The sequence below is a fragment of the Streptomyces sp. CB02366 genome (assembly GCF_001905905.1).
Classification (GTDB): Bacteria; Actinomycetota; Actinomycetes; order Streptomycetales; family Streptomycetaceae; genus Streptomyces.
Map to the genome: position 1 here is coordinate 1 of NZ_LIVT01000025.1, position 24,150 is coordinate 24,150.

Here is a 24,150-nt window from a genome sequence, read left to right on the forward strand (position 1 = left end):
TCCCTTCGTTTCACTTCTTTTTCATCTTGCTGTCTTGCGTTTCCGACTCTATCAGACTCTTCCGTGTCCGATTCCCGGTCGAAGCGGGCCCTGCCTTTTCGCTTTCCAGGTTCCCCGCTTCCGCGTTCTCCCTTTCCAGCGAGTCCCACGTTACCAGACTCTTTTTCGTTCCGTTTCCGGCCCGAATTCGATTTCCGGCGACCCGTGGAGTGGTCTTGCCTTTCGGCGGACCCGACTTTATCAGAGGTTCTGAGTCGGATTTCCCGTCCCTCTCGGGTCAGCTCCAGGCGCATGCGTGCGCGCCGTGCTTCCCGTTCAGGCGGAGAGGTAAACGTACTGGAGCGGGGCTCCTCGATGCAAATCGAGGAGCCCCGCTCCAGGTCAGGCGCTCGTGAGGGTCAGACCTCGACGACGACCGGAAGGATCATCGGACGCCGGCGGTAGGTGTCGGACACCCACTTGCCGACGACCCGGCGGACCATCTGCTGGAGCTGGTGGGGCTCCATGACGCCGTCCTGCGCCGACTTGTCCAGGGCTTCCTGGATCTTCGGGGTGACGCCGACGAAGGCGTTGTCGTCGATGCCGGAGCCCCGCGCCTGGATGTGGGGGCCGCCCACGATCTTGCCGGAGGTGCTGTCGACCACGATGAACACCGAGATGATGCCCTCGTCACCGAGGATGCGACGGTCCTTGAGCGAGGTCTCGGTGACGTCGCCGACGGAGAGGCCGTCCACGTAGACGTAACCGGCCTGGACCTTGCCGACGATCTTGGCCTTGCCGTCGATGAGATCGACGACCACGCCGTCCTCGGCGATGACGATGTGGTCCTTCGGCACGCCGGTGAGGGCGCCCAGTTCGGCGTTGGCCCGCAGGTGGCGCCATTCGCCGTGGACCGGCATCAGGTTCTTCGGCTTGCAGATGTTGTAGAAGTACAGCAGCTCGCCGGCCGAGGCGTGGCCCGAGACGTGGACCTTGGCGTTGCCCTTGTGGACGACGTTGGCGCCCCAGCGGGTCAGGCCGTTGATCACGCGGTAGACCGCGTTCTCGTTGCCCGGGATCAGGGACGACGCGAGGATCACCGTGTCGCCCGGGACGATCCGGATCTGGTGGTCGCGGTTGGCCATCCGGGAGAGGGCCGCCATCGGCTCGCCCTGCGAACCCGTGCAGACCAGCACGACCTCGTCGTCCGGCAGGTCGTCGAGGGTCTTGACGTCGACGACCAGGCCGGCCGGGACCTTCAGATAACCGAGGTCACGGGCGATGCCCATGTTGCGGACCATCGAGCGGCCGACGAAGGCGACCCGGCGGCCGTATTCGTGGGCGGCGTCCAGGATCTGCTGGATGCGGTGCACGTGGCTGGCGAAGCTCGCCACGATGATGCGCTTCTGGGCGTTGGCGAACACCGTGCGCAGGACGTTGGAGATGTCCCGCTCCGGCGGCACGAAGCCGGGGACCTCGGCGTTCGTGGAGTCCGAGAGGAGGAGGTCGATGCCCTCCTCGCTGAGCCGGGCGAACGCGTGCAGGTCGGTGAGACGGCCGTCCAGCGGAAGCTGGTCCATCTTGAAGTCGCCGGTGGCCACGGCCAGGCCCGCGGGGGTGCGGATGGCGACGGCGAGGGCGTCCGGGATCGAGTGGTTGACCGCGATGAACTCGCAGTCGAAGACGCCGATGCGCTCGCGCTGGCCTTCCTGCACCTCCAGGGTGTAGGGGCGGATGCGGTGCTCCTGGAGCTTCGCCTCGATGAGCGCCAGCGTCAGCTTGGAACCGATGAGGGGGATGTCCGGCTTCAGGCGCAGCAGGTACGGGACACCACCGATGTGGTCCTCGTGGCCGTGCGTGAGGACGATGCCCTCGATGTCGTCCAGGCGGTCCCGGATCGTGGTGAAGTCCGGCAGGATCAGGTCGATGCCCGGCTGCTCCTCCTCGGGGAAGAGGACGCCGCAGTCGACGATGAGCAGGCGGCCGCCGTACTCGAAGACCGTCATGTTGCGGCCGATCTCGCCCAGGCCGCCGAGCGGGGTGACCCGCAGGGCGCCCTTCGGGAGCTTCGGCGGGGTACCGAGTTCAGGATGCGGATGACTCAAAAGACTCTCCTTACCACGCGCGCCACGTACCGCTGAGGCACGTGGCGCGCATGTCGTTCGTGCACTTGCTGTTGTCTTGGGTGCTGCTCGATGCGAGTCGCCTCGCGTGTTCAGTTGTGAAGTCCGTGCTGCTCGCGGTGGCCGCGAGGCGGGTGCTCGAAGAGGTCCGTGCTCAGAGCTGTACCCCGCCGGCGGCGAGATCGATCTTGAGCTGGGCCGTCTCCTGAGCGCTGAGCTCCACCAGCGGGAGACGCAGCGGCCCGGCCGGAAGACCCTGGAGGGTCAGGGCGGCCTTCGTGGTGATGACGCCCTGGGTGCGGAACATGCCGGTGAAGACCGGGAGCAGCTTCTGGTGGATCTCGGTGGCCTTCTGGACGTCGCCCCCCAGGTGCGCCTCGATGAGCGCGCACAGGTCGGGGGTCACCACGTGGCCGACCACGGAGACGAAGCCGACCGCGCCGACCGACAGGAGCGGCAGGTTGAGCATGTCGTCGCCGGAGTACCAGGCGAGCCCGGACTCGGCGATGGCCCAGCTGGCGCGGCCCAGGTCGCCCTTGGCGTCCTTGTTCGCGACGATCCGCGGGTGGTCGGCGAGCCGGACGAGGGTCTCGGTGTCGATCGGCACCCCGCTGCGGCCGGGGATGTCGTACAGCATGACGGGCAGGCCGGTGGAGTCGGCGATGGCCGTGAAGTGCCGCAGCAGGCCCTCCTGCGGGGGCTTGTTGTAGTACGGCGTCACCGCGAGCAGGCCGTGGGCGCCGCTGCGCTCGGCCGTCCGCGCGAGCTCGACGCTGTGGCGGGTGTCGTTGGTGCCGATGCCGGCGATGACGTGTGCGCGGTCGCCGACCGCTTCGAGCACCGCTCGTACGAGCTGGTCCTTCTCCGCGTCACTGGTGGTCGGGGACTCACCGGTGGTGCCGTTGACGACCAAGCCGTCATTGCCTGCGTCCACCAGGTGGGCGGCGAGCCGCTGGGCGCCGTCGAGGTCGAGAGCGCCGTCCGCCGTGAAGGGCGTGGCCATAGCGGTGAGGACCCGCCCGAAGGGGGTCTGCGGAGTGGAGATCGGAGCCATGGGTACCACGCTACTCGCTGCTCACCGCGCGGGGTCCCCTCGGGGGACGGGGAAGAGGAGCCCGGCACTGCCTGCTCGGGGGTTCAAGCAGTGCCGGGTCCGTTTGATCAGCCTAGATGAACTTCTCGAAACGTCGCAATACGGACACCGCTTATGGGGCGACCCGTCCGTTTTTGTTGAAGGCGGCATGAGTGAGCGGCATGAGCTGCTCCCAGTGGGCTTCCATCTGCTCGCCGACCATCTCGATCTCGCGTTGCGGGAAGGACGGGACCTTCGCCAGCTCGTGCTGGGTGCGCAGGCCGAGGAAGTGCATCAGCGAGCGCGCGTTGCAGGTGGCGTACATCGAGGAGAAGAGGCCGACGGGCAGGACGGCGCGGGCGACCTCGCGGGCCACGCCCTTCGCCAGCATCTCCTGGTACGCGTCGTAGGAGGCCCGGTAGGACTCCTCCATGGCGCGGGTGGCGACGTCGTACTGCTCCTCGGTGCCCTGGACGAACTCGTACTTGCCGGGGCGGCCCTGCTGGACCAGTTTGCGGGAGGTTCCGGGGACGTAGAAGACCGGCTCCAGCTCCCTGTAGCGGCCCGATTCCTCGTTGTACGACCAGCCGACGCGGTGCCGCATGAACTCGCGGAAGACGAAGATCGGGGCGCTGATGAAGAACGTCATCGAGTTGTGCTCGAACGGGCTGCCGTGCCGGTCCCGCATGAGGTAGTTGATGAGCCCCTTGGAGCGCTCGGGGTCCTTGGTGACCTCCTGGAGCGACTGCTCGCCGGCGGTGGAGACCCGCGCGGCGAACAGCACGTCCGCGTCGCGCGCGTCGCTCTTCACCAGCTCGACGGTGACATCGCTGCGGAAGTGGGGCTTTGCGGGTTCGGGAGTGTCGGTCACCGACAGGGGTCCTTCCAGGGACGGCGCGGGGAGGCCCGAGGGCATCGCTCGGGCGGCGACCACTTTACGGGCCGGGCGGGGGAGGCATGCCGGCGGCGGCCTCGGGCAGCCGTTCGTGGAGTCTCCGCAACAAGTACGGCGATTCGGGCACCGATCCGGCCGTTCGTACGTCTGACTCATTAGCAGCACCCGCCACAGAGATCAAGGAGAGTTTCCTCATGTTCCGCCGGCGTGAATCCGTCCCGTTCTCGTTCGTCGCCGAGTCCGAGCGGTTCCGCAGTAATGTCACTCCCCCGCCCGCCGCCCGCGCCACCGTTCCCGAACTTCTGGGGCGGTCCCTCGTCGGACTGACCGTGGTCGCCGGTCTCGTGGGCTCCCTGCTGCTGGGACTCCCGGCGCTCGACTCCGGGCCGGCCGCGGACCAGGGCAAGCAGTCCACCGCGTCACAGGGCCGCTGACTCGTACGGACCCCCTGGGGTGGTCGGGTCGGTGGCCCGCTCGGTAGCCTCACCGGGCACAGCAATCGAGCGTGCTTGTGAGTGAGGATGAGTCGTGCCCCTGCCCTTCCTGACGGCCGACCGCGCATTCGACGCGAGCGCGGAGGACGTCGCGCTGCCGTTCGACGACCACGACAGCTGGCGGCGGCCCTACCGCCCCGGTCCGTGGCGGGTCGCGGCGGCGGCCACCCTGTTGTTGCTGGCCTCGTTCGTTCTGCTCGCGGCCATGATCATCGGAGTGGCCGGAGCCGCTTCGGGCGTCACCGTCTGTCTGGTCCTGGCCGGTGCGGTGATCGCCGCCGCTCTGCGGCTGTTGCGGGTCGGCGCGTGGGTCAGCCGTCACGGTGTCCGGCGCGTCGGCTTCTTCCGGACCACCACGGTGGCCTGGAGCGACGCGTCGGCGGTCCGTACGGTCCAGCAGCCCGTGAAGTGGATGGGGTTCCCCCGTACGGTCCAGGGCCAGGCGCTCGTCGTGGTCAGGCGCAACGGTGAGACGCTGCCGCCGCTGACCAGCGACCACAACGCGGACTTCCTCGGGCGCGAGGAGGCCTTCGAGCGGGCCACGGACGCGGTGGAGGCCTGGGCGGACGAGTACCAGCAGGGCTGAGCCCGCCGTTTCCACACAGGTGAGCCCGGGGCCCGCGGAGGCCCCGGGCTCACCTGTGCGTGATGACGCGAAGACGTGGTCAGACGCCGGCCGGGCTCGACGGCGTGGCCGCCGCGTGCAGGGCGATCGCCCGCTGCATCGCCTTGCGGGCCCGCGGGGTGTCCCGGGCGTCCTGGTAGGCGACCGCCAGCCGGAACCAGGCCCGCCAGTCGTCCGGGGCGTCCTCGGCCTCCTCCCGGCGCTTGGCGAAGACCGCGTCGGCGGCGTCCCGGTCGATCCGGCCGGACGGCGTGCGGGCCAGGTCGTCGACCGGCAGGCCGCCCTCGGCGTCCAACTCCGCCGCCAGGGCGTTGGCGCGGCGGACGAACCGCGTGTTCTTCCAGAGGAACCAGACGCCGATCACCGGCAGGATCAGCACGGCGACGCCGAACACGACGGTGATCCACGTGCCGTGCCGGATGAGCATCAGGCCGCGGCTGCCGACCAGGACGAAGTAGAAGACCAGGACGGCGGCCGTGACGATGTAGGTGATCTTTGCGCGCATGGTGGGCTCAGTCAGTTCAGGTCGAGGAAGTGTTCCAGGCCGAACGTGAGGCCGGGAGTGGTCACCACGCGGCGGACGCCGAGCAGGATGCCCGGCATGAAGCTGCTGTGGTGGAGGGAGTCGTGGCGGATGGTGAGGGTCTCGCCCTCGCCGCCGAGCAGCACTTCCTGGTGGGCCAGCAGCCCCCGGAGCCGGATGGCGTGGACGGGGACGCCGTCCACGTCCGCGCCGCGCGCGCCGTCCAGGGCGGTGGCGGTGGCGTCCGGCTGGGGCGCGCTGCCGGCTTCGGCGCGGGCCGCCGCGATGAGCTGGGCGGTGCGGGTGGCGGTGCCGGAGGGGGCGTCGACCTTGTTCGGGTGGTGCAGCTCGACGACCTCGACGGATTCGAAGTACCGGGCGGCCCGCTCCGCGAACTTCATAGTCAGGACCGCGCCGATGGAGAAGTTCGGGGCGATCAGGACGCCGGTCCCCGAGGAACCGTCCAGCCAGGTGGTCAGCTGCGCGAGCCGTTCGTCGGTCCAGCCCGTGGTGCCGACGACGGCGTGGATGCCGTGCCGGACGCAGAAGTCGAGGTTGCCCATCACCGATGCGGGGGTGGTCAGCTCGACGGCTACCTGGGCGCCCGCATCGGCGAGGGCCTCCAGCTTGTCGCCCCGGCCCAGGGCCGCCACCAGCTCCAGGTCGTCGGCGGCCTCGACGGCCCGTACGGCCTCGGAGCCGATCCGGCCCCGGGCGCCGAGAACGGCTACGCGCAGCTTGCTCATCGTGATTCCTTAAGGGGTGCGAGCGGTTCGGTCAGGAGACCGCTTCGTGGAGGCGGTCCGCCTGCTTGTCCTTGAGCGGGCCGATGACCGAGAGCGAGGGGCGGTGGGCGAGGAGTTCGCCCGCCACCTGCCGTACGTCGTCGGGGGTGACCTCCGCTATCCGCCCGAGCATGTCGTCCACCGACATCTGCTCGCCCCAGCACAGTTCGCTCTTGCCGATACGGTTCATCAGCGCGCCGGTGTCCTCCAGGCCGAGGACGGTGGAGCCGGAGAGCTGCCCGACGGCGCGGGCGACCTCGTCGTCGTCCAGGCCGTGCGTGGCGACCCGGTCCAGCTCGTCGCGGCAGATCTTCAGCACGTCGTGGACCTGGCTGGGCCGGCAGCCCGCGTAGACGCCGAAGAGGCCGCAGTCGGCGAAGCCGGAGGTGTACGAGTACACGCTGTAGGCCAGGCCGCGCTTCTCCCGCACCTCCTGGAAGAGGCGGGAGCTCATACCGCCGCCGAGTGCGGTGTTCAGGACGCCGAGCGCCCAGCGCCGGTCGTCGGTGCGGGCGAGGCCGGGCATGCCGAGGACCACATGGGCCTGCTCGGTCCTGCGGTTCAGCAGCTCGACCTTGCCGGCGGTGCGCAGAGTGCGGGAGCCCTCGCGGGGCGCCATGGGGGCGGCGTCGTGACGGGAGAGGGCGCCGGCCTTCTCGAAGGCGCGGCGCACCTGGCGTACGACCGTGGCGTGGTCGACGTTGCCCGCGGCGGCGACGACCAGGTGCGTGGGGTCGTAGTGCTTCTTGTAGAAGCGGGCGATCTGGCCGCGGTTCAGCGCGTTGATCGTGTCGACGGTGCCGAGGACCGGGCGGCCGAGGGGGGTGTCGCCGAGCATGGTGTGCGCGAACAGGTCGTGCACGCAGTCGCCCGGGTCGTCCTCGGTCATCGCGATCTCCTCAAGGATGACGCCGCGCTCGGCGTCGACGTCCTCGGGGGCGATCAGCGAACCGGTCAGCATGTCGCAGACGACGTCGATGGCCAGCGGCAGGTCGGTGTCCAGGACCCGCGCGTAGTAGCAGGTGTACTCCTTCGCCGTGAAGGCGTTCATCTCGCCGCCGACCGCGTCGATCGCGGAGGAGATGTCGAGGGCGGTGCGCTTGGCGGTGCCCTTGAAGAGGAGGTGTTCGAGGTAGTGGGTCGCGCCGTTCAGGGCGGGCGTCTCGTCGCGGGAGCCGACGCCCGCCCAGATGCCGAAGGTGGCGGACCGGACGGAGGGCAGGGTCTCGGTGACGATGCGCAGGCCGCCGGGGAGGACGGTCCGGCGGACGGTTCCGATGCCGTTGCTGCCCGGCAGAAGCGTTTGGGTACGGGCGACGGCCCGCCCCTTGGAGGAGGGGCGGGCCGTCGTCGCGGAACTACGGGACGTCACTTGTCGGTGTCGTCCTTCTTCTCGTCCTCTTCGCCCTCGATGACGGGGATGAGGGAGAGCTTGCCGCGGGAGTCGATCTCGGCGATCTCGACCTGGACCTTGGCGCCGACGCCGAGCACGTCCTCGACGTTCTCGACGCGCTTGCCGCCGGCGAGCTTGCGGATCTGCGAGATGTGCAGCAGACCGTCCTTGCCCGGCATGAGCGAGACGAACGCACCGAAGGTGGTGGTCTTGACGACCGTGCCCAGGTAGCGCTCGCCGACCTCCGGCATGGTCGGGTTGGCGATGGCGTTGATCGTGGCGCGGGCGGCCTCGGCCTGCGAGCCCTGCTGCGCACCGATGTAGATCGTGCCGTCGTCCTCGATCGTGATGTCGGCGCCGGTGTCCTCCTGGATCTGGTTGATCATCTTGCCCTTGGGGCCGATGACCTCACCGATCTTGTCCACCGGGATCTTGACGGTGATGATCCGCGGGGCGTTCGGGGACATCTCGTCCGGGACGTCGATGGCCTCGTTCATGACGTCCAGGATGTGCAGACGGGCGTCACGGGCCTGCTTCAGCGCGGCGGCCAGGACCGAGGCGGGGATGCCGTCGAGCTTGGTGTCGAGCTGGAGCGCGGTCACGAACTGCTTGGTGCCGGCGACCTTGAAGTCCATGTCGCCGAACGCGTCCTCCGCACCGAGGATGTCGGTGAGGGCGACGTAGTGGGTCTTGCCGTCGATCTCCTGCGAGATCAGACCCATGGCGATGCCGGCGACGGCGGCCTTGAGGGGCACACCGGCGTTCAGCAGCGACATGGTGGAGGCGCAGACCGAGCCCATGGAGGTCGAGCCGTTGGAGCCCAGCGCCTCGGAGACCTGGCGGATCGCGTAGGGGAACTCCTCGCGCGTCGGCAGGACCGGCACGATGGCGCGCTCGGCGAGCGCTCCGTGGCCGATCTCGCGGCGCTTGGGCGAGCCCACGCGGCCCGTCTCGCCGACCGAGTACGGCGGGAAGTTGTAGTTGTGCATGTAGCGCTTGCGGGTCACCGGGGAGAGGGTGTCCAGCTGCTGCTCCATGCGGAGCATGTTGAGGGTGGTGACGCCCAGGATCTGGGTCTCGCCACGCTCGAACAGCGCCGAGCCGTGCACGCGCGGGATGGCCTCGACCTCGGCGGCGAGCGTACGGATGTCCGTGACGCCGCGGCCGTCGATGCGGACCTTGTCCTTGATGACGCGCTCGCGGACCAGCTTCTTGGTCAGCGCGCGGTACGCGGCGGAGATCTCCTTCTCGCGGCCCTCGAACTCTGGGAGGAGCTTCTCGGCGGCGATCTCCTTGACGCGGTCCAGCTCGGCCTCGCGCTCCTGCTTGCCGGCGATGGTGAGCGCCTGCTTCAGCTGGGGCGTGACGGCCTTGGCGAGGGCGTCGAGGACGTCGTCCTGGTAGTCCAGGAAGACCGGGAAGTCGCCGACGGGCTTGGCGGCCTTGGACGCCAGGTCCGACTGCGCCTTGCAGAGGGCCTTGATGAAGGGCTTCGCCGCTTCCAGACCGGCGGCGACGATCTCCTCGGTGGGAGCCTCGGCGCCGTCCTTGACGAGCTGGATGGTCTTCTCGGTGGCCTCGGCCTCGACCATCATGATCGCGACGTCGCCGTCGTCCAGGACGCGACCGGCGACGACCATGTCGAAGACGGCGTCCTCGAGCTCGGTGTGCGTCGGGAAGGCGACCCACTGGCCCTTGATCAGGGCGACGCGGGTGGCGCCGATCGGGCCGGAGAAGGGCAGGCCCGCCAGCTGGGTGGAGCAGGAGGCGGCGTTGATCGCGACCACGTCGTACAGGTGGTCGGGGTTGAGCGCCATGATCGTCTCGACGATCTGGATCTCGTTGCGCAGGCCCTTCTTGAAGGAGGGGCGCAGCGGGCGGTCGATCAGGCGGCAGGTGAGGATCGCGTCCTCGGAGGGGCGGCCCTCCCGGCGGAAGAAGGAGCCGGGGATCTTGCCGGCCGCGTACTGCCGCTCCTCGACGTCCACCGTGAGGGGGAAGAAGTCGAGGTTGTCCTTGGGCCGCTTGGAAGCGGTGGTGGCCGACAGCACCATGGTGTCGTCGTCCAGGTACGCGACGGCGGAGCCGGCGGCCTGCTTGGCCAGGCGGCCCGTCTCGAAGCGGATGGTGCGGGTGCCGAAGGTTCCGTTGTCGATGACGGCCTCGGCGTAGTGGGTCTCGTTCTCCACTAGTGATTTCTCCATACTCGTCGTCTTTCGTCCTCACGCCCGTGTGGCGCAGGACGGTGCGGGAGAGGCGCACCGTGGATGCGGGCCGGTCTTCGATCGAAGCTCCCGGGCATGTTCCCGGGGGCCACTACCGAGGACCGGCGGCGGCGTCGTAGCGCCTCTCCCTCGTTCGTGCGGCCGCGCGTGTTCTTCGCGCGGGTCGTGCGGTCGTGCGGGTGCCGCTGCCCCCAGGTTACTGAGGTTGGCGCCGGTCTCGCACGTACGGCAAAGGGAGCGGTCCCCTCAGACGTGGGAACCGCTCCCTCTCCACGGCGTGCTTACTTGGCGCCGCCGGCCGCGCCGCGGCGGATGCCGAGGCGGTCGACGAGCGCACGGAAGCGCTGGATGTCCTTCTTGGCCAGGTACTGCAGGAGGCGGCGACGCTGGCCGACCAGGATCAGCAGACCACGGCGGGAGTGGTGGTCGTGCTTGTGCGTCTTGAGGTGCTCCGTCAGGTCCGAGATCCGGCGGGAGAGCATGGCGACCTGGACCTCGGGGGATCCGGTGTCACCCTCCTTCTGGGCGAACTCGGCCATGATCTGCTTCTTCGTAGCGGCGTCGAGCGGCACGCGTACTCCTCTTGATGTTCGAAGCGCCCACGAGTGCCCCTGGTCTTGTTCTCAGGGGAGCTTCCGTGACTCGGAGGCGAAGGTCCGATGAGCGCAGCCCCCAGGATGATCCGGGGACGCGTACACAAACGGCCACTGGACAGGCTACCAGCCATTCGGGCCGCCCCCCGCCGGTATCGCCCGGGGGGGCGGCCCGGCCGTGGCCGCCGGTCAGCTGGTGAGGGCGCGGATCGAGCGGTAGACGTCGAAGACGGCGAGGCAGAGCGGGAGCAGGGTCAGCAGGACGACCGTCTCGGCGATCTCCAGGAAGCGTCCCCAGAACGGGGTCACCCCCTTGCGCGGCACGATCAGGCCGATGGCGGTGATCAGGACGGCGACGCCCGCGACGGCCGCGGCGAGCCACACCGTACGGATGTCGAGTGCGGTCCCGTCGCCCCGCAGGGCGTCGCGGACCAGGGCGGCCGGCGGGTTGAGGGACAGGCCGAGGCCGAGGAGGACGAGCGAGGCGAGACCGGCGGCGAGCGCGCAGCCGACCTGGCCGGTGTAGCGGAAGAGGTGGGCGCGCATCAGCATGGCGACGCCGGTGGCCAGGGCGAGCAGCTGGCCCCAGACGTCGTCGGAGAAGCCCAGCACGGCGGAGGCCGCCACGGCGACCAGGGCGCAGCCGCCGACCAGGCCGAGGAGCAGTTCGTGGCCGCGCCGCGCCTGGGCGGCGAGGCGGACGGCGTCCACCGGGCCGGAGGGCGCGGGTTCGGAGGTCCCGTAGTCGCCGACCGTGGTGCGGGGCGGCTCGAAGCCGATGGGCAGCCGGGCGAAGCGGGTGGAGAGCCCCGGCAGGAAGGCGAGGGCTCCCACGGCCAGCGGGGAGCAGGCGGCGGCGGCCTCGACCGGCTCCAGCCCGCTCAGGACGGCGACGAAGGTGACCAGGAGGCCGACGGCGCTCGCGAAGACGAACGCGACGAACGGCCCGTCCCCGCCGGGCGCGACGATCATCAGGATGACCGCCGCCACGAGGACGGCGGCGCAGGCGAGCAGGAACTGCAGCCGTCCGACGCCCTGCCCGGCGCTCAGGGGCAGCAGTCCGGATCCGGCCACCGCCGCGTTGACCAGGGCGCCGGTGCCGAGCGCGATCGACGAGGCCCGGTCGTCGTACACCCGGGCGCGCACGCAGGCGAAGGCGAGCAGGAGGAGGGCGACGACGGCGGCCAGGATGCCGGGCAGCCCGTGCATGTCGTGGAGCGGGTCGGCCGTCCACAGCACGAAGCCGAGCAGGGCCAGCAGGACGGAGCCGCCGAAGAGGCCGGCGCCGCGCATGAGCGCGTCGCCCCACAGGGTGCGGTCCTTGGCCACGGCGGTGGCGACGGCGTCCGACACGTCGTCGAAGACCGCGGGGGGCAGCGATTCGGAGAAGGGCCGCATCGACAGGAGTTCGCCGTCGAGGACGCGGTGCCCGGCGAGGGTGCGCGCGCTGTCCAGGACGGCGCCGTCGCGGCGTACGAGGTGGTAGCCGACGGGCGCTCCGGGGGCGGGGCTCTGTCCGGAGAGCCGGAGGATCTCGGGGTACAGGTCCGCGATGGGGATGTCCTCGGGCAGGGCCACGTCCACCCGCCCGTCGGGGGCGACGACCGTGACCCGGCAGAATCCGGTGGCGCTGCCGGACGGGGTTCCGTGGCTCTGCCGTCCGGGTCCGGTGGCTGCCGCTTGGGCCGTCGTGGTCACCTGGTGTTCCCCCTGCTAGCTCGTTCCACGCTCGTCGCGTGTTCTGCGCTCGTTCCGGGCGTCGCGGGCGTGGGCGCCGCGCCGCTTGCCGCGTGCCGTTCTCACGGCGGTGCCGACGCCGCCGGGCCGCGTCCGCTTCCGTCCGGAACGCACCGCGGGGGCCGCCGATCGCACCACACGTCCCGATTGGCCGTCTTCGCGCGACGGTTAGCGGATGCGTACGTGCGTCGCGACACCCTACCGCCATCGGGTCGCCGTCACGCCAGTAGGATCCCTCCCGCGGACGGGGCCCGTCGCCACGGGGGCGCCGATAGGAACACTTCCGTCCGGCAAGGGAATTGGTGAGCTGTGAGCCAGATCGTCGTCAAGCGCCCGCCGCGGGCTCTGCCCACCGAAGTGCCGGTCGATCCGGTGCAGTTGCAACCTCCGCCGGAACTCCCCCGGGGCCAGCAGGAGGGGGCGCTGATGCAGCTCCTGCCGATGCTGGGCATGGGCGGCTCCGTCGTCTTCTTCTTCATGACGCCCAACCCGATCATGCGCATCATGGGCATGATCATGATCGCCTCGACGCTCGCCATGGCGATCGCGATGCTCGTGCGGTACCGGCGGGGCACCCAGGGGGAGCTGGCGGATCTGCGCCGCGACTATCTGAAGTACCTGACGCAGACCCGGCGCACGGTGCTGAAGACGGCGCGCAAGCAGCGCGACGCGCAGTTCTACCTCCACCCCTCGCCCGAGCAGCTGTGGGCGCTCGTCGCCGAGGGCAGCCGGGTGTGGGAGCGGCGTGCGGGGGACGCGGACTTCGCGCAGGTGCGCATCGGCCTGGGCAGCCAGGAGCTGGCGACGCCCCTCGTCACGCCCGAGACGGCTCCGGTGGACGAGCTGGAGCCGCTGGCGGCCGGGGCGATGCAGCAGTTCCTGGCGACGCACTCCACGCTGGACGGGCTGCCCATGGCCGTCTCGCTGCGGGCGTTCTACCACCTGACGGTCAGCGGTGACGCGGAGGCCGCGCGCTCGGCGGCGCGGGCCATGGTCGGCGGACTGGCCTCCCTGCACTCCCCCGAGGACCTGGTGATCGCGATCGCGACCGGCGCCGAGGCGGCCCCGCGGTGGGAGTGGGCGAAGTGGCTCCCGCACGCGCAGTCCCCGGGCCCCGGGGACGGGGCGGGGAGCAGGCGGCTGATCACCACCAGTCTGCCGGTGCTGGAGGACCTGCTGGCCGGACGGCTGGAGGGCAGGCCCCGCTTCCAGCCCGGCGGCCAGCCGCTGGTGGAACAGCCGCACGTCGTGGTGGTCCTGGACGGCGAGTCGGTGGCGCCCATGTCGGCGCTCGCCTCGGCGGAGGGCCTGCAGGGCGTGACGGTCATCGAGGTCGTGCCGGGCGAGGTCACCGGGGCGCGCGGGGGCCTGTCCGTCGTGGTGCAGCCGACGTCGCTGCGGTTGGAGTCGGGCCAGGGGCACGTCTACGACGGGGTTCCGGACCTGCTGAGCTACGAGGCCGCCGAGGCGCTCGCCCGTCAACTGGCCCCGCTGCACATGGCGACGGGCGGGGACGACGACGAACCCCTGCTGGCCAACCTGGAGTTCACCGATCTGCTGAACCTCGGGGACGCCGCCTCGGTCGACGTGGGCCGGACCTGGCGGCCGCGGTCCCAGGCGGAGCGGCTGCGGGTGCCGATCGGCGTGGGCGAGGACGGTTCGCCGGTGATGCTGGACCTGAAGGAGGCGGCCCAGGAGGGCATGGGTCCGCACGGTCTGTGCGTGGGCGCCACCGGTTCCGGCAAGTCCGAGCTGCTGCGCACGCTGGTGCTCGGTCTCGCCGTCACCCACACCTCCGAGACGCTGAACTTCGTCCTCGCCGACTTCAAGGGCGGCGCGACCTTCGCCGGGATGGCGCAGATGCCGCACGTCGCGGCGGTGATCACCAACCTGGCGGACGACCTGACGCTGGTCGACCGCATGGGCGACTCCATCCGGGGCGAGCTGAACCGGCGGCAGGAGATGCTGCGCGACGCGGGCAACTACGCCAACATCCACGACTACGAGAAGGCGCGCGCGGCCGGTGCGCCCCTGCAGCCGATTCCCTCGCTCGTCCTGGTCATCGACGAGTTCAGCGAACTCCTCACCGCCAAACCGGACTTCATCGACATGTTCGTCCAGATCGGCCGTATCGGCCGTTCGCTGGGCGTGCACCTGCTGCTGGCGTCGCAGCGGCTGGAGGAGGGGCGGCTGCGCGGCCTGGAGACCTATCTGTCGTACCGGGTGGGACTGCGGACGTTCTCGGCGGCGGAGTCGCGGGCCGCGATCGGCGTGCCCGACGCGTACCACCTGCCGAACGTGCCCGGTTCGGGGCTGTTGAAGTTCGGTACGGAGGAGATGGTCCGGTTCAAGGCGGCGTACGTCTCGGGGGTCTACCGCTCCGGCGGGCAGCGGGCCGTCGCTCCGGGCGCCCCGCTGCCGGTGGACCGCAGGCCGGTGCCGTTCACGGCCGCTCCGGTCCCCGTCCAGTACGTCCGGCCGGCGCAGGTCCCGGGCGTGCCGGAGCAGCGCTCGGCGGAGGACGACGCACTGGCGGACACGGTGCTCGATGTGATCGTGCGGCGGCTGGAGGGCCGCGGGGCCTCGGCGCACCAGGTGTGGCTGCCGCCGCTGGACAACCCGCCGTCGTTGGACGAGTTGCTGCCGGGGCTGTCCCCGGTGCCCGGCCGGGGGCTGACGCAGCCCGGCTTCGAGGGCGCGGGCCGGCTGGTCGTGCCGCTGGGCGTCGTCGACAAGCCGTTCGAGCAACGGCGCGACACCCTCTACCGGGACTTCTCCGGAGCCGCCGGCCACATGCAGATCACCGGTGGACCGCAGTCGGGGAAGTCGACGCTGCTGCGGACGCTCATCGCCGGGTTCGCGCTCACCCACACTTCGCAGGAGGTCCAGTTCTACGGGCTCGACTTCGGCGGCGGCGGTCTGTCCTCGATCGCGGGCCTGCCGCACGTGGGCGGTGTCGCCTCCCGGCTCGACCCGGAGCGGGTGCGCCGTACGGTCGCCGAGGTGTACGGCATCATGGCGCGGCGCGAGGAGTACTTCCGCAGCGCCGGCATCGACTCCATCGCCACGTTCCGCAGGATGCGGGCGCGCGGCGAGATCTCGGTGACGGACCAGCCGTGGGGCGATGTGTTCCTGGTCATCGACGGGTGGGGCAGTTTCCGCACGGATTACGAGGGGCTGGAGACGGCGGCGACCGACATCGCGGCCCGCGGCCTGGGGTACGGCATCCATCTGATCGTGACGGCGTCGCGTTCCATGGAGGTCCGGGCCAGCCTGAAGGACCATCTGATGAACCGCCTGGAGCTGCGGCTCGGCGACGTGATGGACTCCGAACTGGACCGCAAGGTGGCCGCCAACGTCCCGGCGGGGGTGCCGGGTCGCGGGATCACCCCGGAGAAGCTGCACTTCATGGCGGCGGTGCCGCGGATCGACGGCATCAACTCCGACAGCGACCTGTCGGAGGCGACCGCGGCGATGAACCAGGAGGTCGCCCGCCACTGGACGGCCGCGCCTGCCCCGGCGGTGCGTCTGCTGCCGCGCGCGCTTCCGGCGTCCGCGCTCCCGGCGGGCCACGCGGCTCCGGAGCGCGGCGTGGCCTTCGGCATCGATGAGAACAACCTGGAGCCGGTGTTCCTGAACTTCGAGCAGGACCCGTTCTTCCTCGCGTTCGGCGAGGGCGAGTCGGGGAAGTCCAACCTGCTGCGGCTGCTCATCAAGCAGCTGACGGAGCGGTACCCGGGCGACGCCTGCAAGCTGTTCGTCATCGACAACCGGCGCTCGCTGCTGGATGTGACCCCGGCGTCGCACCTGGCCGAGTACATCCCGATGTCCAACAACATGGAACATCACATGGCGGCGCTGTACGACCTGATGAAGCGCCGCACCCCCGCCGCCGACGTGACGGCACGGGAGCTGCGCGAGCAGAGCTGGTGGCAGGGCCCCACGGTGTACGTCGTCATCGACGACTTCGACCTGGTCGCCACGTCGAGCGGCAATCCGCTGTCGGCGATCACCGAGATGCTGCCGTTCGCCCGTGACGTGGGCGTCCGCTTCATCATCGCCCGCAGCACGGCGGGGGCGAGCCGGGCACTGTACGACCCCTTCCTCCAGCGCATGATCGAGCTGGGCGCCCAGGGCGTGATGTTGTCGGGCGACCCGAACGAGGGCGACATCCTCGGCAACGTACGCCCGCGCCCGATGCCTCCGGGCCGCGGCGTCTTCGTCACGCGCCGCCGGGGGAACCCGCTGGTGCAGACGGGGCTGGTGGAGGAGTAGCGGCGGGGCTCACGGCGGGGCCCCGCCGTACGCGAAGGGCGCGGGGCGCACGGAGTCCGTACGCCCCGCCCCCTGCCGTGGGCCCCGGCACGCCGGCGCCCGGCGTGCGGACCACGCACTCAGGGTGGACACCTCCCGCGCGTGCCCACCCTGAAGTTCCGTACTGCGGCTTCTGCGCCGCCTCGGTCCGGACCCGGTCAGAAATTCGCCGCCGCGCGCTTGTCGCCGCCGCGGTAGATGGGCGCGGCCTCGGCGACCTTGCGGGCGATCTCGTCCAGGTTGGACTGGATCGCGGTGGCGTCCGCGTTCCACCGCTTCTGGGCGGTGGTGTAGGCCTGCTTCGCCTCGCCCTCCCACAGCTCCGACACCTTGGCGATCATGCTGCTGATCTCCTTGAGGTCTTGTGCGAGATTCGCCGCCTGCTTCTTGATCTCACCGGCCGCGAGATCCAGGCTCGCGTAAGTGACGACCGTCGTACCGTCGTTGTGTCCCATGGGGTCCTCCGTCGAATCCGGGTTACGGGGTGGGGGGTGAGGGTCAGAAGTCGTTCAGGCTGGACTTGGGCGGCGTGTAACCCTCCACGACGTCCACGCCCTGGAGCGCCTGCTTGATCTCTTCCTCGTTGTCGCCCGAGATGGTGCGGGCCGCCTTGATGGCCTCCTGGAAGCTGAGGAGCTGCTTGCCCAGGCTGACCATGCGGTTGTTGATCTCGGTCTGCTTCGTGTTGAAGTGGTTGGCGCCGATGCCCTGCCACTTGCCCTCGAGATTGTCGATCGTCGCGTGAAGGCTCTTGAGCTGGCCCTTCACCGATTCGAACTTGATGGTGAGGTCGCCCTCCAGCTTCAGGAGCGCGGCATCTGAGACCTTCTGGTCTGCCATGGTTCTCTTTCCCTTTCGGTTGGTTCTGCGAGGCCGGCACGGGCGGCCGGCCGGTACAGGCGGAACGTGCGGGTCAAGCGGCCTTGCGCCTGCGGACCACGGCGTAGGCGATCCCTCCGAGCACGGCCACGGCCGCGGCGGCTCCGAGGACGAGACCCGTCCGTCCCCCGTCGTCGGAGGGGCCGGGGTCCCTCACCGCCACGGACTTCTCGCCCTCCGCGCCGTTCCCGGCGGGCCGCGGCGAAGCGGGGGCGGAGGAGGCGCCCTGGTCGGCGGAGGAGGCCGTCCTCTTCCCTGTCAGCGGGCTGACGTCCGGGGCGCCCGGGGCGCCCTTGCCCTTGAGCACGCTCATGGAGGGGCGGATCAGCCCGTGCCCGAGGTACTCGCTGCGCGTGCCGTCCTTCCAGTCGCGACTGGCCGTGTCGAAAAGGACGTTGAGGACTTGGTTGGCGGTCCAGTCGGGGTGGAGGGACCAGACGAGGGCCGCGGAGCCGGAGGCGATGGCGGTCGCGGCGCTGGTGCCGCCGTCGCCGTCGCAGTAGCTCTTGAAGGAGTTGTCGCACCACCTCGGGACGTCGCTCCCCGGAGAGGCGACGTCCACCGTGCCGGCGTGCTGGGAGTAGGCCGAGACCTTTCCGGCACGGTCCGCCGAAGCGACACCGACCACTTCGGGGTAGGCGGCCGGGTACTCCCGCGCGTTCTCTCCGTCCCCGTCGTTTCCGACGGAGGCCAGGAACAGTTTTCCTTTGCCCTCGGCATAGGTGACTGCTTCATGGTTCGTGCGCAGGGCGCTCGCACTGCCGAAGGACATGCTGATGATGTGCGCGTCGCTGTCGGCCGCGGCCCGGATGGCTTTCGCCGTGTCACTGACCACGGTGGAGCGCTTCTGCATGAAGTCGGCGTCGCTCATGCGCACAGGGATGATCTTGGCTCCGGGGGCGAGCCCCTTGAGGCCACCTCCCTTGCCGGTCCCCGCGATCAGCTCGGCCATCGTCGTACCGTGACCGTCGTAGTCGTCGGTTTCGTCGCCCGGCGCCCCGGTCACGTCGACGCCCTTGAGAACCTGCCCCCGCAGCGACGGTGTGGTCGTGTTCACCCCCGTGTCGATGACAGCGACCTTGATGCCTTCGCCGGTCGTGACCTTCCACATGTCCTCGGCCTGCATCGCGTCGAGGTACCACTGCTTCGACTGGGTGTCGGCCGCGGCGGGCTGCGCCGCGCCGACGAGCACCACACTCCACGAAGCGACCGCGGCCACCGCACCGAGCACACGCACGTGCCTCAGAGGTCGGCCCATTCCTGCTGTCATCCCGGCTTCCGAACCTTCCCTGGGGCTGCTACTCGACCACCGGCGGCACGGCTCCGCGCCGGACGGCGTTCCACGTCTCTTCGTCTTCTGTCAGGTAGTCGGGACGGGTCGATCCGTTGTCCTCGTCCTCGCGCCCACTGTTCCGGCGGCCCGCGGGACCGCGCACGAGCCCCGCGCCGCCCGCCGTGAAGCCCTTGGTGTTCGGACCGCCCGCCGCAGCCTTGCGGGCAGCGCCCACGACGCCGTTCGCACCCGGGGCGGGGGCGGCCCGCCCTCCGGTGCGAGAGGCGGCGGCCGAGGGCCCGCCTCCACCGATCACTCCCCGTTGGCCGGCGCCTCCGGCGGCGGCTCTGTTCGGGGACGCGTGCTGGGGAGTCCCGCCGACGATGCCGTTGCTCCCTCCGGAACGCGGCGCGCCGATCCCGGGCGTCCCGCCCTGGCCGACCATGGGCCGTCCGCCGGTCACACCGGCATGGCCCGCGGCCGGAGACGGCGAGCCGCCCGGCGGGCGTCCGGTGAAGGGAGAAGTCCCGCCGCCCATCGGTCCGGAACGGCCGACCGCGGGGCCGCCCTGCCTCTTGGCGGCAGGGCCCGCCCCGATGGACTGGGCCTTGCCCGTGCCCGGACCGGGCTGACCGGCCGTTCGCGGCATGCCCGTGGGCCCCGTGGAACGTCGTGTGCCGCCCTGCAGAGGGTTGGTCAGGCCGGGCGATACGAGGGTCGGCGGCATGCCGGTCGGCCCTGTCGTGGGCGTGGGGGCGGGGGGCGGCGGCGTACCGGCGATCGTCGTCGGAGCCTGGGGCGGCGCGACAGCGTTGATCTCCGTACCGACGCTCCGCTCGGGCAGGGGCGCCGTACCGATGGCCTCGGCCGGTGGCCGGTCCGCGGCCACCACGGGACCGGAGTCCCCCGGGGCGGAACGGCGTGAGGAGCCTGGAGCTGTGCTGTGGTCCAGTGACTCGGGGCCCTGGCCGGAGGTGCGGGAGTGGGGGTCCTCGTCGCGGGACGCCCGCGGTTTCGGCATCTCGATGTCGAGGCGCTTCTCGAACCGCGGCGGCTCCTGCCCCTCCAGCCGCTGCCCCGACACCGAGTAGTACGAAGCCAGCCGGTTGATCTGGTTGATGGCCTCCTGGCGGTTCTTCTCCACCTTGAGGGCGGCCTGGTACTCCGGGTTGTCCGCCGTCCGGGCCGGGAGTTCGATGTCGTCCGGGCTCTTGCGGACCTGGCGACCGTCGCGTGGCGGCATGGCGCTGCGTACGGAGGCCAGGCCGGTGCCCGCGACCGTGATCTGGGTGCCGGCGACCTCCGCGAAGTCGCCCAGCTCGCGTGCGTGGGCGACCAGGCCCTTGCCGAAGGCGCGGAAGGCCGTGCCGGACTCGCCCTGCCAGTCGACCCCTTTGAGGTACGTGTCCAGTTCCTCGGCGGCCTTCGAGATGGCGTCCCGGGCCGCCCAGAGCGCCTTGCCCGCGCTCTCCAGGTCTTCCGGCCTGGTGTTCTCCACCAGGTCGATCATGGTGTTGAGTTCGACCCCCTCGAAGGAGGTACGGCCGGTGGGCGGACCGGCGAAGGGCATTCCCTTGCGGACGGCCTCGGAGATGTCCGTCTGCGCGATCTGGATGGTGACCTGCGCCCGGTCCTGCACCCGTTGCTGGGCGGGCGTCAGGTTCTCGGGCCTGCCGTCGCTCATTCCGCTCCCCATCCGCCCTCGGCCTGCTTGTCCTGGTTGGTCGGGCCGGTGTCGGTGCTCCGCTCGCGGCTCTCCTCGTACAGGCGCGTCTGGATCTCGTGGAACCGTCGCCTGATGTCGTCCTCGACGTTGTCGAAGCCGACAGCCGCCGCGTGCACGCCCAGGCTCAGGTACTCGATCTGGTCGCCCAGGGACCGGGAGAGCGCGACGAGGGAGGAGTGGACCCGGTTGTACTGGGTGTAGAGGCCGTCCGCCTCCGCGAAGCACGTGTTCTGGCCGCTCAGCGAGGCCCGCGAGATCTTCTGGTCGGCGACCTTCGTCCTGCTGCCCGCCGAGCCCTCGAAGTCGACCAGGAGGTCGTCGACCCGTTTCTTGAACGTTTCCAGTGCGCCCACACCGCGCTTGAGGTCCCCCGCGCCTTCGGACATCGTTACCGCTCCCCCGTTCCACATCCCCGTTTGCTCGGGCCGTTCCGCGTTGCTATCGCATCGACACGGTCCGGTCCGGTTTCACCGCACCAACTCTAGCCACTGGGTACGACAGCGCCAATCGACTTGAGGCCCGGGTGACTTGTCTCATGACGGCCCCTCCCCCGGCCCCCCGTCACATCCCGGCCGCCGCTCGCCCCGTACGTCGCCGCTTGTCCCGTACCGCCACAGCCGTACCCGCGATGGCCGCCACCAGGACGCCGCCGCCGACCACGACGTATGTCGCGAGGCGGGCGTTGCGCTCGTCGGTCGTTTCGCCCAGGTGGAGTTCGGCGGGGGTGGGGGCTTTGCCCCTGCTCATTCCCTCGCTCGCGACCGGGCGGTCGATGGGCCTGTCGTCCTCGGTGAGGGCGCGGACCGGGTCGACGACGCCCCAGCCGACCGCGTTGTCGTGGCCGGCGGTGGAGCGTTCCGCCGTCTGCTGGATCTGCGCGACGATCTGCGCCTGGGTCCACCGGGGGTGCTTCGCCCGGATGAGGGCGGCGACCCCGGCGACGTAGGGGGCGGAGAAGCTGGTGCCGTTGTCGACGCAGTGTCCGCCGCCGGGGACCGTGGAGATCATGTCCACCCCGGGGGCGGCGACGCCGACGAACTCTCCGGACTGGGAGAAGGCCGCGCGTTCGTTGTTCCGGTCCGAGGAGGCGACGGCGAGCACCCCGTCGAAGGAGGCCGGATAGGTCTCCTTGACGTCGCCGCCGAGTCCGTCGTTGCCGGCCGAGGCGATGACCACGACGTTCCGGGCGAGGGCCCTGTCCACGGCCTGTTTCAGCTTCAGGGACGGCTTCACGGCGTCGGCGGTGTCCTGGGAGATGTTGATGATGTCGGCGTCCGCGGCGTCGACGGCGTAGGCGATCGCCCGGGCGAGGCTGTCGGTGTTCCCGTGGCCCTCGGCGTCGTTCTGCTGGATCGGGATGATCGTCGCGTCGGGGGCGAGGCCGGTGAAGCCGGTGCCCTCCGCCTCGCGGGCGGCGATGATGCCTGCGACCTTGGTGCCGTGGCCCACGGTGTCCGTGGTGCCGTTCTCCTTGCCGCGCTCGATCTTCACGCCGTCGGCGGTCTTGAGGTCCTTCGGCAGGAAGTTGCGGCCCGCCCCGACGTCCACCGCCGGCTTGAGCTGCTCGTTCCTGATGTCGACGCCGGTGTCGATGACCGCGACGCGTACGCCCTCGCCGGTGGACTGCTTCCACAACTCGTCCAGCAGGACGCGCTGCAACGCCCAGGGGCGGCCCGGGTACTTCTTCGACGGGAACGTGCACCGGGTCGCGTCGTCCGCGGTCGCGGGGTACGCCGGCAGGGTGACCAGGAGAACGGCTGCCGCCGCCGCGGCCGTCAGCAGGCGGCGGGCGGCGGGCGCGGGGCGCTCCGTGTTCGTCGCCACGTTCACGAACCCTGCGGCTGGCTGGCGGCGCCGGTGGAGAGCCGGGGGCCGGTCGGCAGGAGGGCGGACCAGGACGCCGGTACGGGGCGGGGGACGACGTCCTTGTAGCCGAGCCGGTTCTGCGCCTGCTGCGCCTCCTGCCGCCGGGCCTCCCGGTCCTCCTTCCCGCCGGACTCGCCGATGCCGGAGCCGCCGCCCCGGCCGCTGTCGCTGTTGGACTGCATCGCGTAGCGCAGGCCGGTGTCGGTGACCAGGAAGAGGAAGCCCGCGCTGGTGGTGGAGCCCTTGAACTGGCGGAAGAACTGGCCCGATCCGGGCGTGACGTAGGCGCTGCTGGAGCCGGTGGGGAGCGTGGCGGGGAAGCTCGTGCCCGCCCAGGTGCTCAGGGTGGTCGCGCCGCTGTCGGCGTCAACGCCGCGCAGAACGTTGCACACGGTGTTGCGGCTGCCCTTCTTGACGTCCGGGGAGTTGACGGGTTCGGGCCTGCTGACCGGCCAGTCGCGCTCCTGGTTGAAAGGGGCCCCCGGTTCGAGTTCGGCGGCGCTCACCGGCTGGGCGTTGCCCGCCTGCTTGAGGGGCACCAACTGCCTGCTGCTGAGCAGGAGTTTGGCGGTGAAGTCCGAGACGGGGGCGACCCTGCCAGGCAGGACGACGTAGCTCTGGGTCCGGGTTCCCGCCGTGGCGGTCAGGACCATGCCGACCCGGTTCGTCCGCTCGTCCAGGGCGCCGGGGGCGCCCGCCGGGGCTCCGGGGGCGCCGTCCACCGTCGGGAAGGTGATCGGGTCGCCGGTGTGGAGCGTGGCGAGCCAGGCAGCCGAGACCCGCTGGGGCCTGGGGTTCTGGGCGACCAGGGTGCGCAGGAGCAGTTCGTCCTTGCCCACGGGGTAGGCCTTGCCCGCGGCGTCCACGATGTAGCGGGCCCGGTCCGGGCCCTCGACGTACATCAGCTCGCCGCCGCGCAGCGCGTTCTTCCCCTCGGTCTTCTTCTTCTCGCGCTCGGCGAAGACGAAGGTCGCCTTCTGGATGGCCCTGCCGCCCTCGCCGGGCCGTTCGCAGACCGCCCAGCGCTTGGCCGCGCCCGCTTCCTCGGCGTCGGGCAGCCGGTCGGGGGCGTACGGGATGCCGAGGGTCGCCCCGTGCGGAATCCTGCCGTCGTCCAGGACGGACTCGTCGACGTTGACGACGGCGCCCTTGTCCGGGGAGAGCAGGAGCTTGGCGGAGGCCATGTTCAGCACGGGGTGCAGCTGCTTCTTGCCGTCAGTCTCCAGCACCACGTACCGGGTGGTGGACTTGCTGGCGATGATGACGTGTTCCTTGGGGGTGTCCCACTTCTGCGGCGCGACCGGCTTGAACATGCCCCAGGCTCCGAAGACGGCGAGGACCACGACGGCGACCACGGCTCCGGGCACGACCGCGCGCAGCGGCCGGGGGGCGCCTTCCTCGGAACCGGTGGGGTTGGGCTGCAGGAACTGTGCGATCAACCTCCGCTTCGCAAAGGTATAGGCGTTGAGCTCGTCCCGCCGTGATGCCATGTCGTCCGCTGCCCCTTCATCCCCAGTGAGCGCGCGGAGTCCCACACGCCCCGTCGGCCCCCGTTGCCGTGCCGCGCCCCTACTATGCCTGGCGGGGTCCGGCTCCCCGTGCTCAGGTAGGGTGACGTCCCGATCAACACCCGTGTAAAAAGCGGTGA

19 protein-coding genes are annotated in these 24,150 nt (G+C 70.7%); 3 read left to right on the plus strand and 16 right to left on the minus strand.

The genetic code is table 11. The features are described 5' to 3' along the window. Positions 1-398: 398 nt before the first annotated feature. The 3 genes from AMK24_RS31220 to thyX form a co-directional block, all read right to left on the minus strand. Positions 399-2,084 (minus strand): ribonuclease J, encoded by a 1,686-nt coding sequence (locus AMK24_RS31220; RefSeq protein WP_073772258.1) that lies wholly within the window; start codon positions 2,082-2,084, stop codon positions 399-401. A gap of 172 nt (positions 2,085-2,256) precedes the next feature. Further along, positions 2,257-3,156, minus strand: a complete 900-nt coding sequence (gene dapA, locus AMK24_RS31225; RefSeq protein ID WP_073772259.1) for a 4-hydroxy-tetrahydrodipicolinate synthase — start codon at positions 3,154-3,156, stop codon at positions 2,257-2,259. Positions 3,157-3,307: 151 nt separating this feature from the next. Then, on the minus strand, positions 3,308-4,045 hold the full coding sequence (thyX, locus tag AMK24_RS31230) for an FAD-dependent thymidylate synthase (protein WP_073772260.1): 738 nt from the start codon (positions 4,043-4,045) through the stop codon (positions 3,308-3,310). 218 nt (positions 4,046-4,263) lie between these two features. On the opposite strand from thyX, the gene AMK24_RS31235 reads away from it, so the two are divergent. Beyond that, positions 4,264-4,503, plus strand: coding sequence for a hypothetical protein (locus AMK24_RS31235; RefSeq protein WP_073772261.1), 240 nt, complete (start codon positions 4,264-4,266; stop codon positions 4,501-4,503). 94 nt (positions 4,504-4,597) lie between these two features. Further along, complete coding sequence (locus AMK24_RS31240; RefSeq protein ID WP_073772262.1) at positions 4,598-5,149, plus strand: hypothetical protein; 552 nt, start codon at positions 4,598-4,600, stop codon at positions 5,147-5,149. A 79-nt stretch (positions 5,150-5,228) separates the two neighbouring features. Here AMK24_RS31240 and AMK24_RS31245 read toward each other — a convergent pair whose 3' ends face one another. The 6 genes from AMK24_RS31245 to eccD all read right to left on the minus strand — a co-directional run bounded on the left by AMK24_RS31245 (position 5,229) and on the right by eccD (position 12,405). Further along, a complete protein-coding gene (locus AMK24_RS31245; protein ID WP_073772263.1) occupies positions 5,229-5,693 on the minus strand; it encodes a tetratricopeptide repeat protein in 465 nt (154 codons plus the stop codon). An 11-nt stretch (positions 5,694-5,704) separates the two neighbouring features. Further along, on the minus strand, positions 5,705-6,457 hold the full coding sequence (gene dapB, locus AMK24_RS31250; protein WP_073772264.1) for a 4-hydroxy-tetrahydrodipicolinate reductase: 753 nt from the start codon (positions 6,455-6,457) through the stop codon (positions 5,705-5,707). A gap of 31 nt (positions 6,458-6,488) precedes the next feature. Next, the gene (locus tag AMK24_RS31255) at positions 6,489-7,868 is read right to left on the minus strand and encodes a M16 family metallopeptidase (protein WP_073772265.1); all 1,380 of its coding nucleotides are present in this window, start codon (positions 7,866-7,868) and stop codon (positions 6,489-6,491) included. After that, positions 7,865-10,078: a polyribonucleotide nucleotidyltransferase gene (locus tag AMK24_RS31260; protein WP_073772266.1), complete on the minus strand. Its 2,214-nt coding sequence runs from the start codon at positions 10,076-10,078 to the stop codon at positions 7,865-7,867. The genes AMK24_RS31255 and AMK24_RS31260 overlap by 4 nt, the downstream gene beginning before the upstream one ends. A 317-nt stretch (positions 10,079-10,395) precedes the next feature. Then, positions 10,396-10,686 (minus strand): 30S ribosomal protein S15, encoded by a 291-nt coding sequence (rpsO, locus tag AMK24_RS31265; protein ID WP_014048684.1) that lies wholly within the window; start codon positions 10,684-10,686, stop codon positions 10,396-10,398. A 210-nt stretch (positions 10,687-10,896) separates the two neighbouring features. Continuing rightward, positions 10,897-12,405, minus strand: a complete 1,509-nt coding sequence (gene eccD / locus AMK24_RS31270; RefSeq protein WP_073772267.1) for a type VII secretion integral membrane protein EccD — start codon at positions 12,403-12,405, stop codon at positions 10,897-10,899. 348 nt (positions 12,406-12,753) lie between these two features. Here eccD and eccCa point away from each other — a divergent pair, with 348 nt between their 5' ends. Further along, positions 12,754-16,719 carry a type VII secretion protein EccCa gene (gene eccCa, locus AMK24_RS31275; protein ID WP_073772268.1) on the plus strand — a complete coding sequence of 1,322 codons (3,966 nt, stop codon included), beginning with the start codon at positions 12,754-12,756 and terminating at the stop codon, positions 16,717-16,719. A 197-nt stretch (positions 16,720-16,916) separates the two neighbouring features. Here the strand turns inward: eccCa and AMK24_RS31280 are convergent, their stop codons facing one another. The 7 genes from AMK24_RS31280 to eccB all read right to left on the minus strand — a co-directional run bounded on the left by AMK24_RS31280 (position 16,917) and on the right by eccB (position 23,992). Beyond that, the gene (locus tag AMK24_RS31280; RefSeq protein ID WP_073772269.1) at positions 16,917-17,213 is read right to left on the minus strand and encodes a WXG100 family type VII secretion target; all 297 of its coding nucleotides are present in this window, start codon (positions 17,211-17,213) and stop codon (positions 16,917-16,919) included. Between the two features lie 43 nt (positions 17,214-17,256). Next, positions 17,257-17,598, minus strand: a complete 342-nt coding sequence (locus tag AMK24_RS31285) for a WXG100 family type VII secretion target (protein WP_073772270.1) — start codon at positions 17,596-17,598, stop codon at positions 17,257-17,259. Positions 17,599-17,671: 73 nt separating this feature from the next. Continuing rightward, complete coding sequence (locus tag AMK24_RS31290) at positions 17,672-18,907, minus strand: S8 family serine peptidase (RefSeq protein WP_073772271.1); 1,236 nt, start codon at positions 18,905-18,907, stop codon at positions 17,672-17,674. 28 nt (positions 18,908-18,935) lie between these two features. Continuing rightward, positions 18,936-20,594 (minus strand): hypothetical protein, encoded by a 1,659-nt coding sequence (locus AMK24_RS31295; protein WP_073772272.1) that lies wholly within the window; start codon positions 20,592-20,594, stop codon positions 18,936-18,938. Then, the gene (locus tag AMK24_RS31300; protein ID WP_079190729.1) at positions 20,591-21,046 is read right to left on the minus strand and encodes a hypothetical protein; all 456 of its coding nucleotides are present in this window, start codon (positions 21,044-21,046) and stop codon (positions 20,591-20,593) included. The genes AMK24_RS31295 and AMK24_RS31300 overlap by 4 nt, the downstream gene beginning before the upstream one ends. A gap of 151 nt (positions 21,047-21,197) precedes the next feature. Further along, complete coding sequence (mycP, locus tag AMK24_RS31305; RefSeq protein ID WP_384579512.1) at positions 21,198-22,466, minus strand: type VII secretion-associated serine protease mycosin; 1,269 nt, start codon at positions 22,464-22,466, stop codon at positions 21,198-21,200. Next, positions 22,463-23,992 (minus strand): type VII secretion protein EccB, encoded by a 1,530-nt coding sequence (eccB, locus tag AMK24_RS31310; RefSeq protein ID WP_073772275.1) that lies wholly within the window; start codon positions 23,990-23,992, stop codon positions 22,463-22,465. The genes mycP and eccB overlap by 4 nt, the downstream gene beginning before the upstream one ends. Positions 23,993-24,150: the final 158 nt, after the last annotated feature.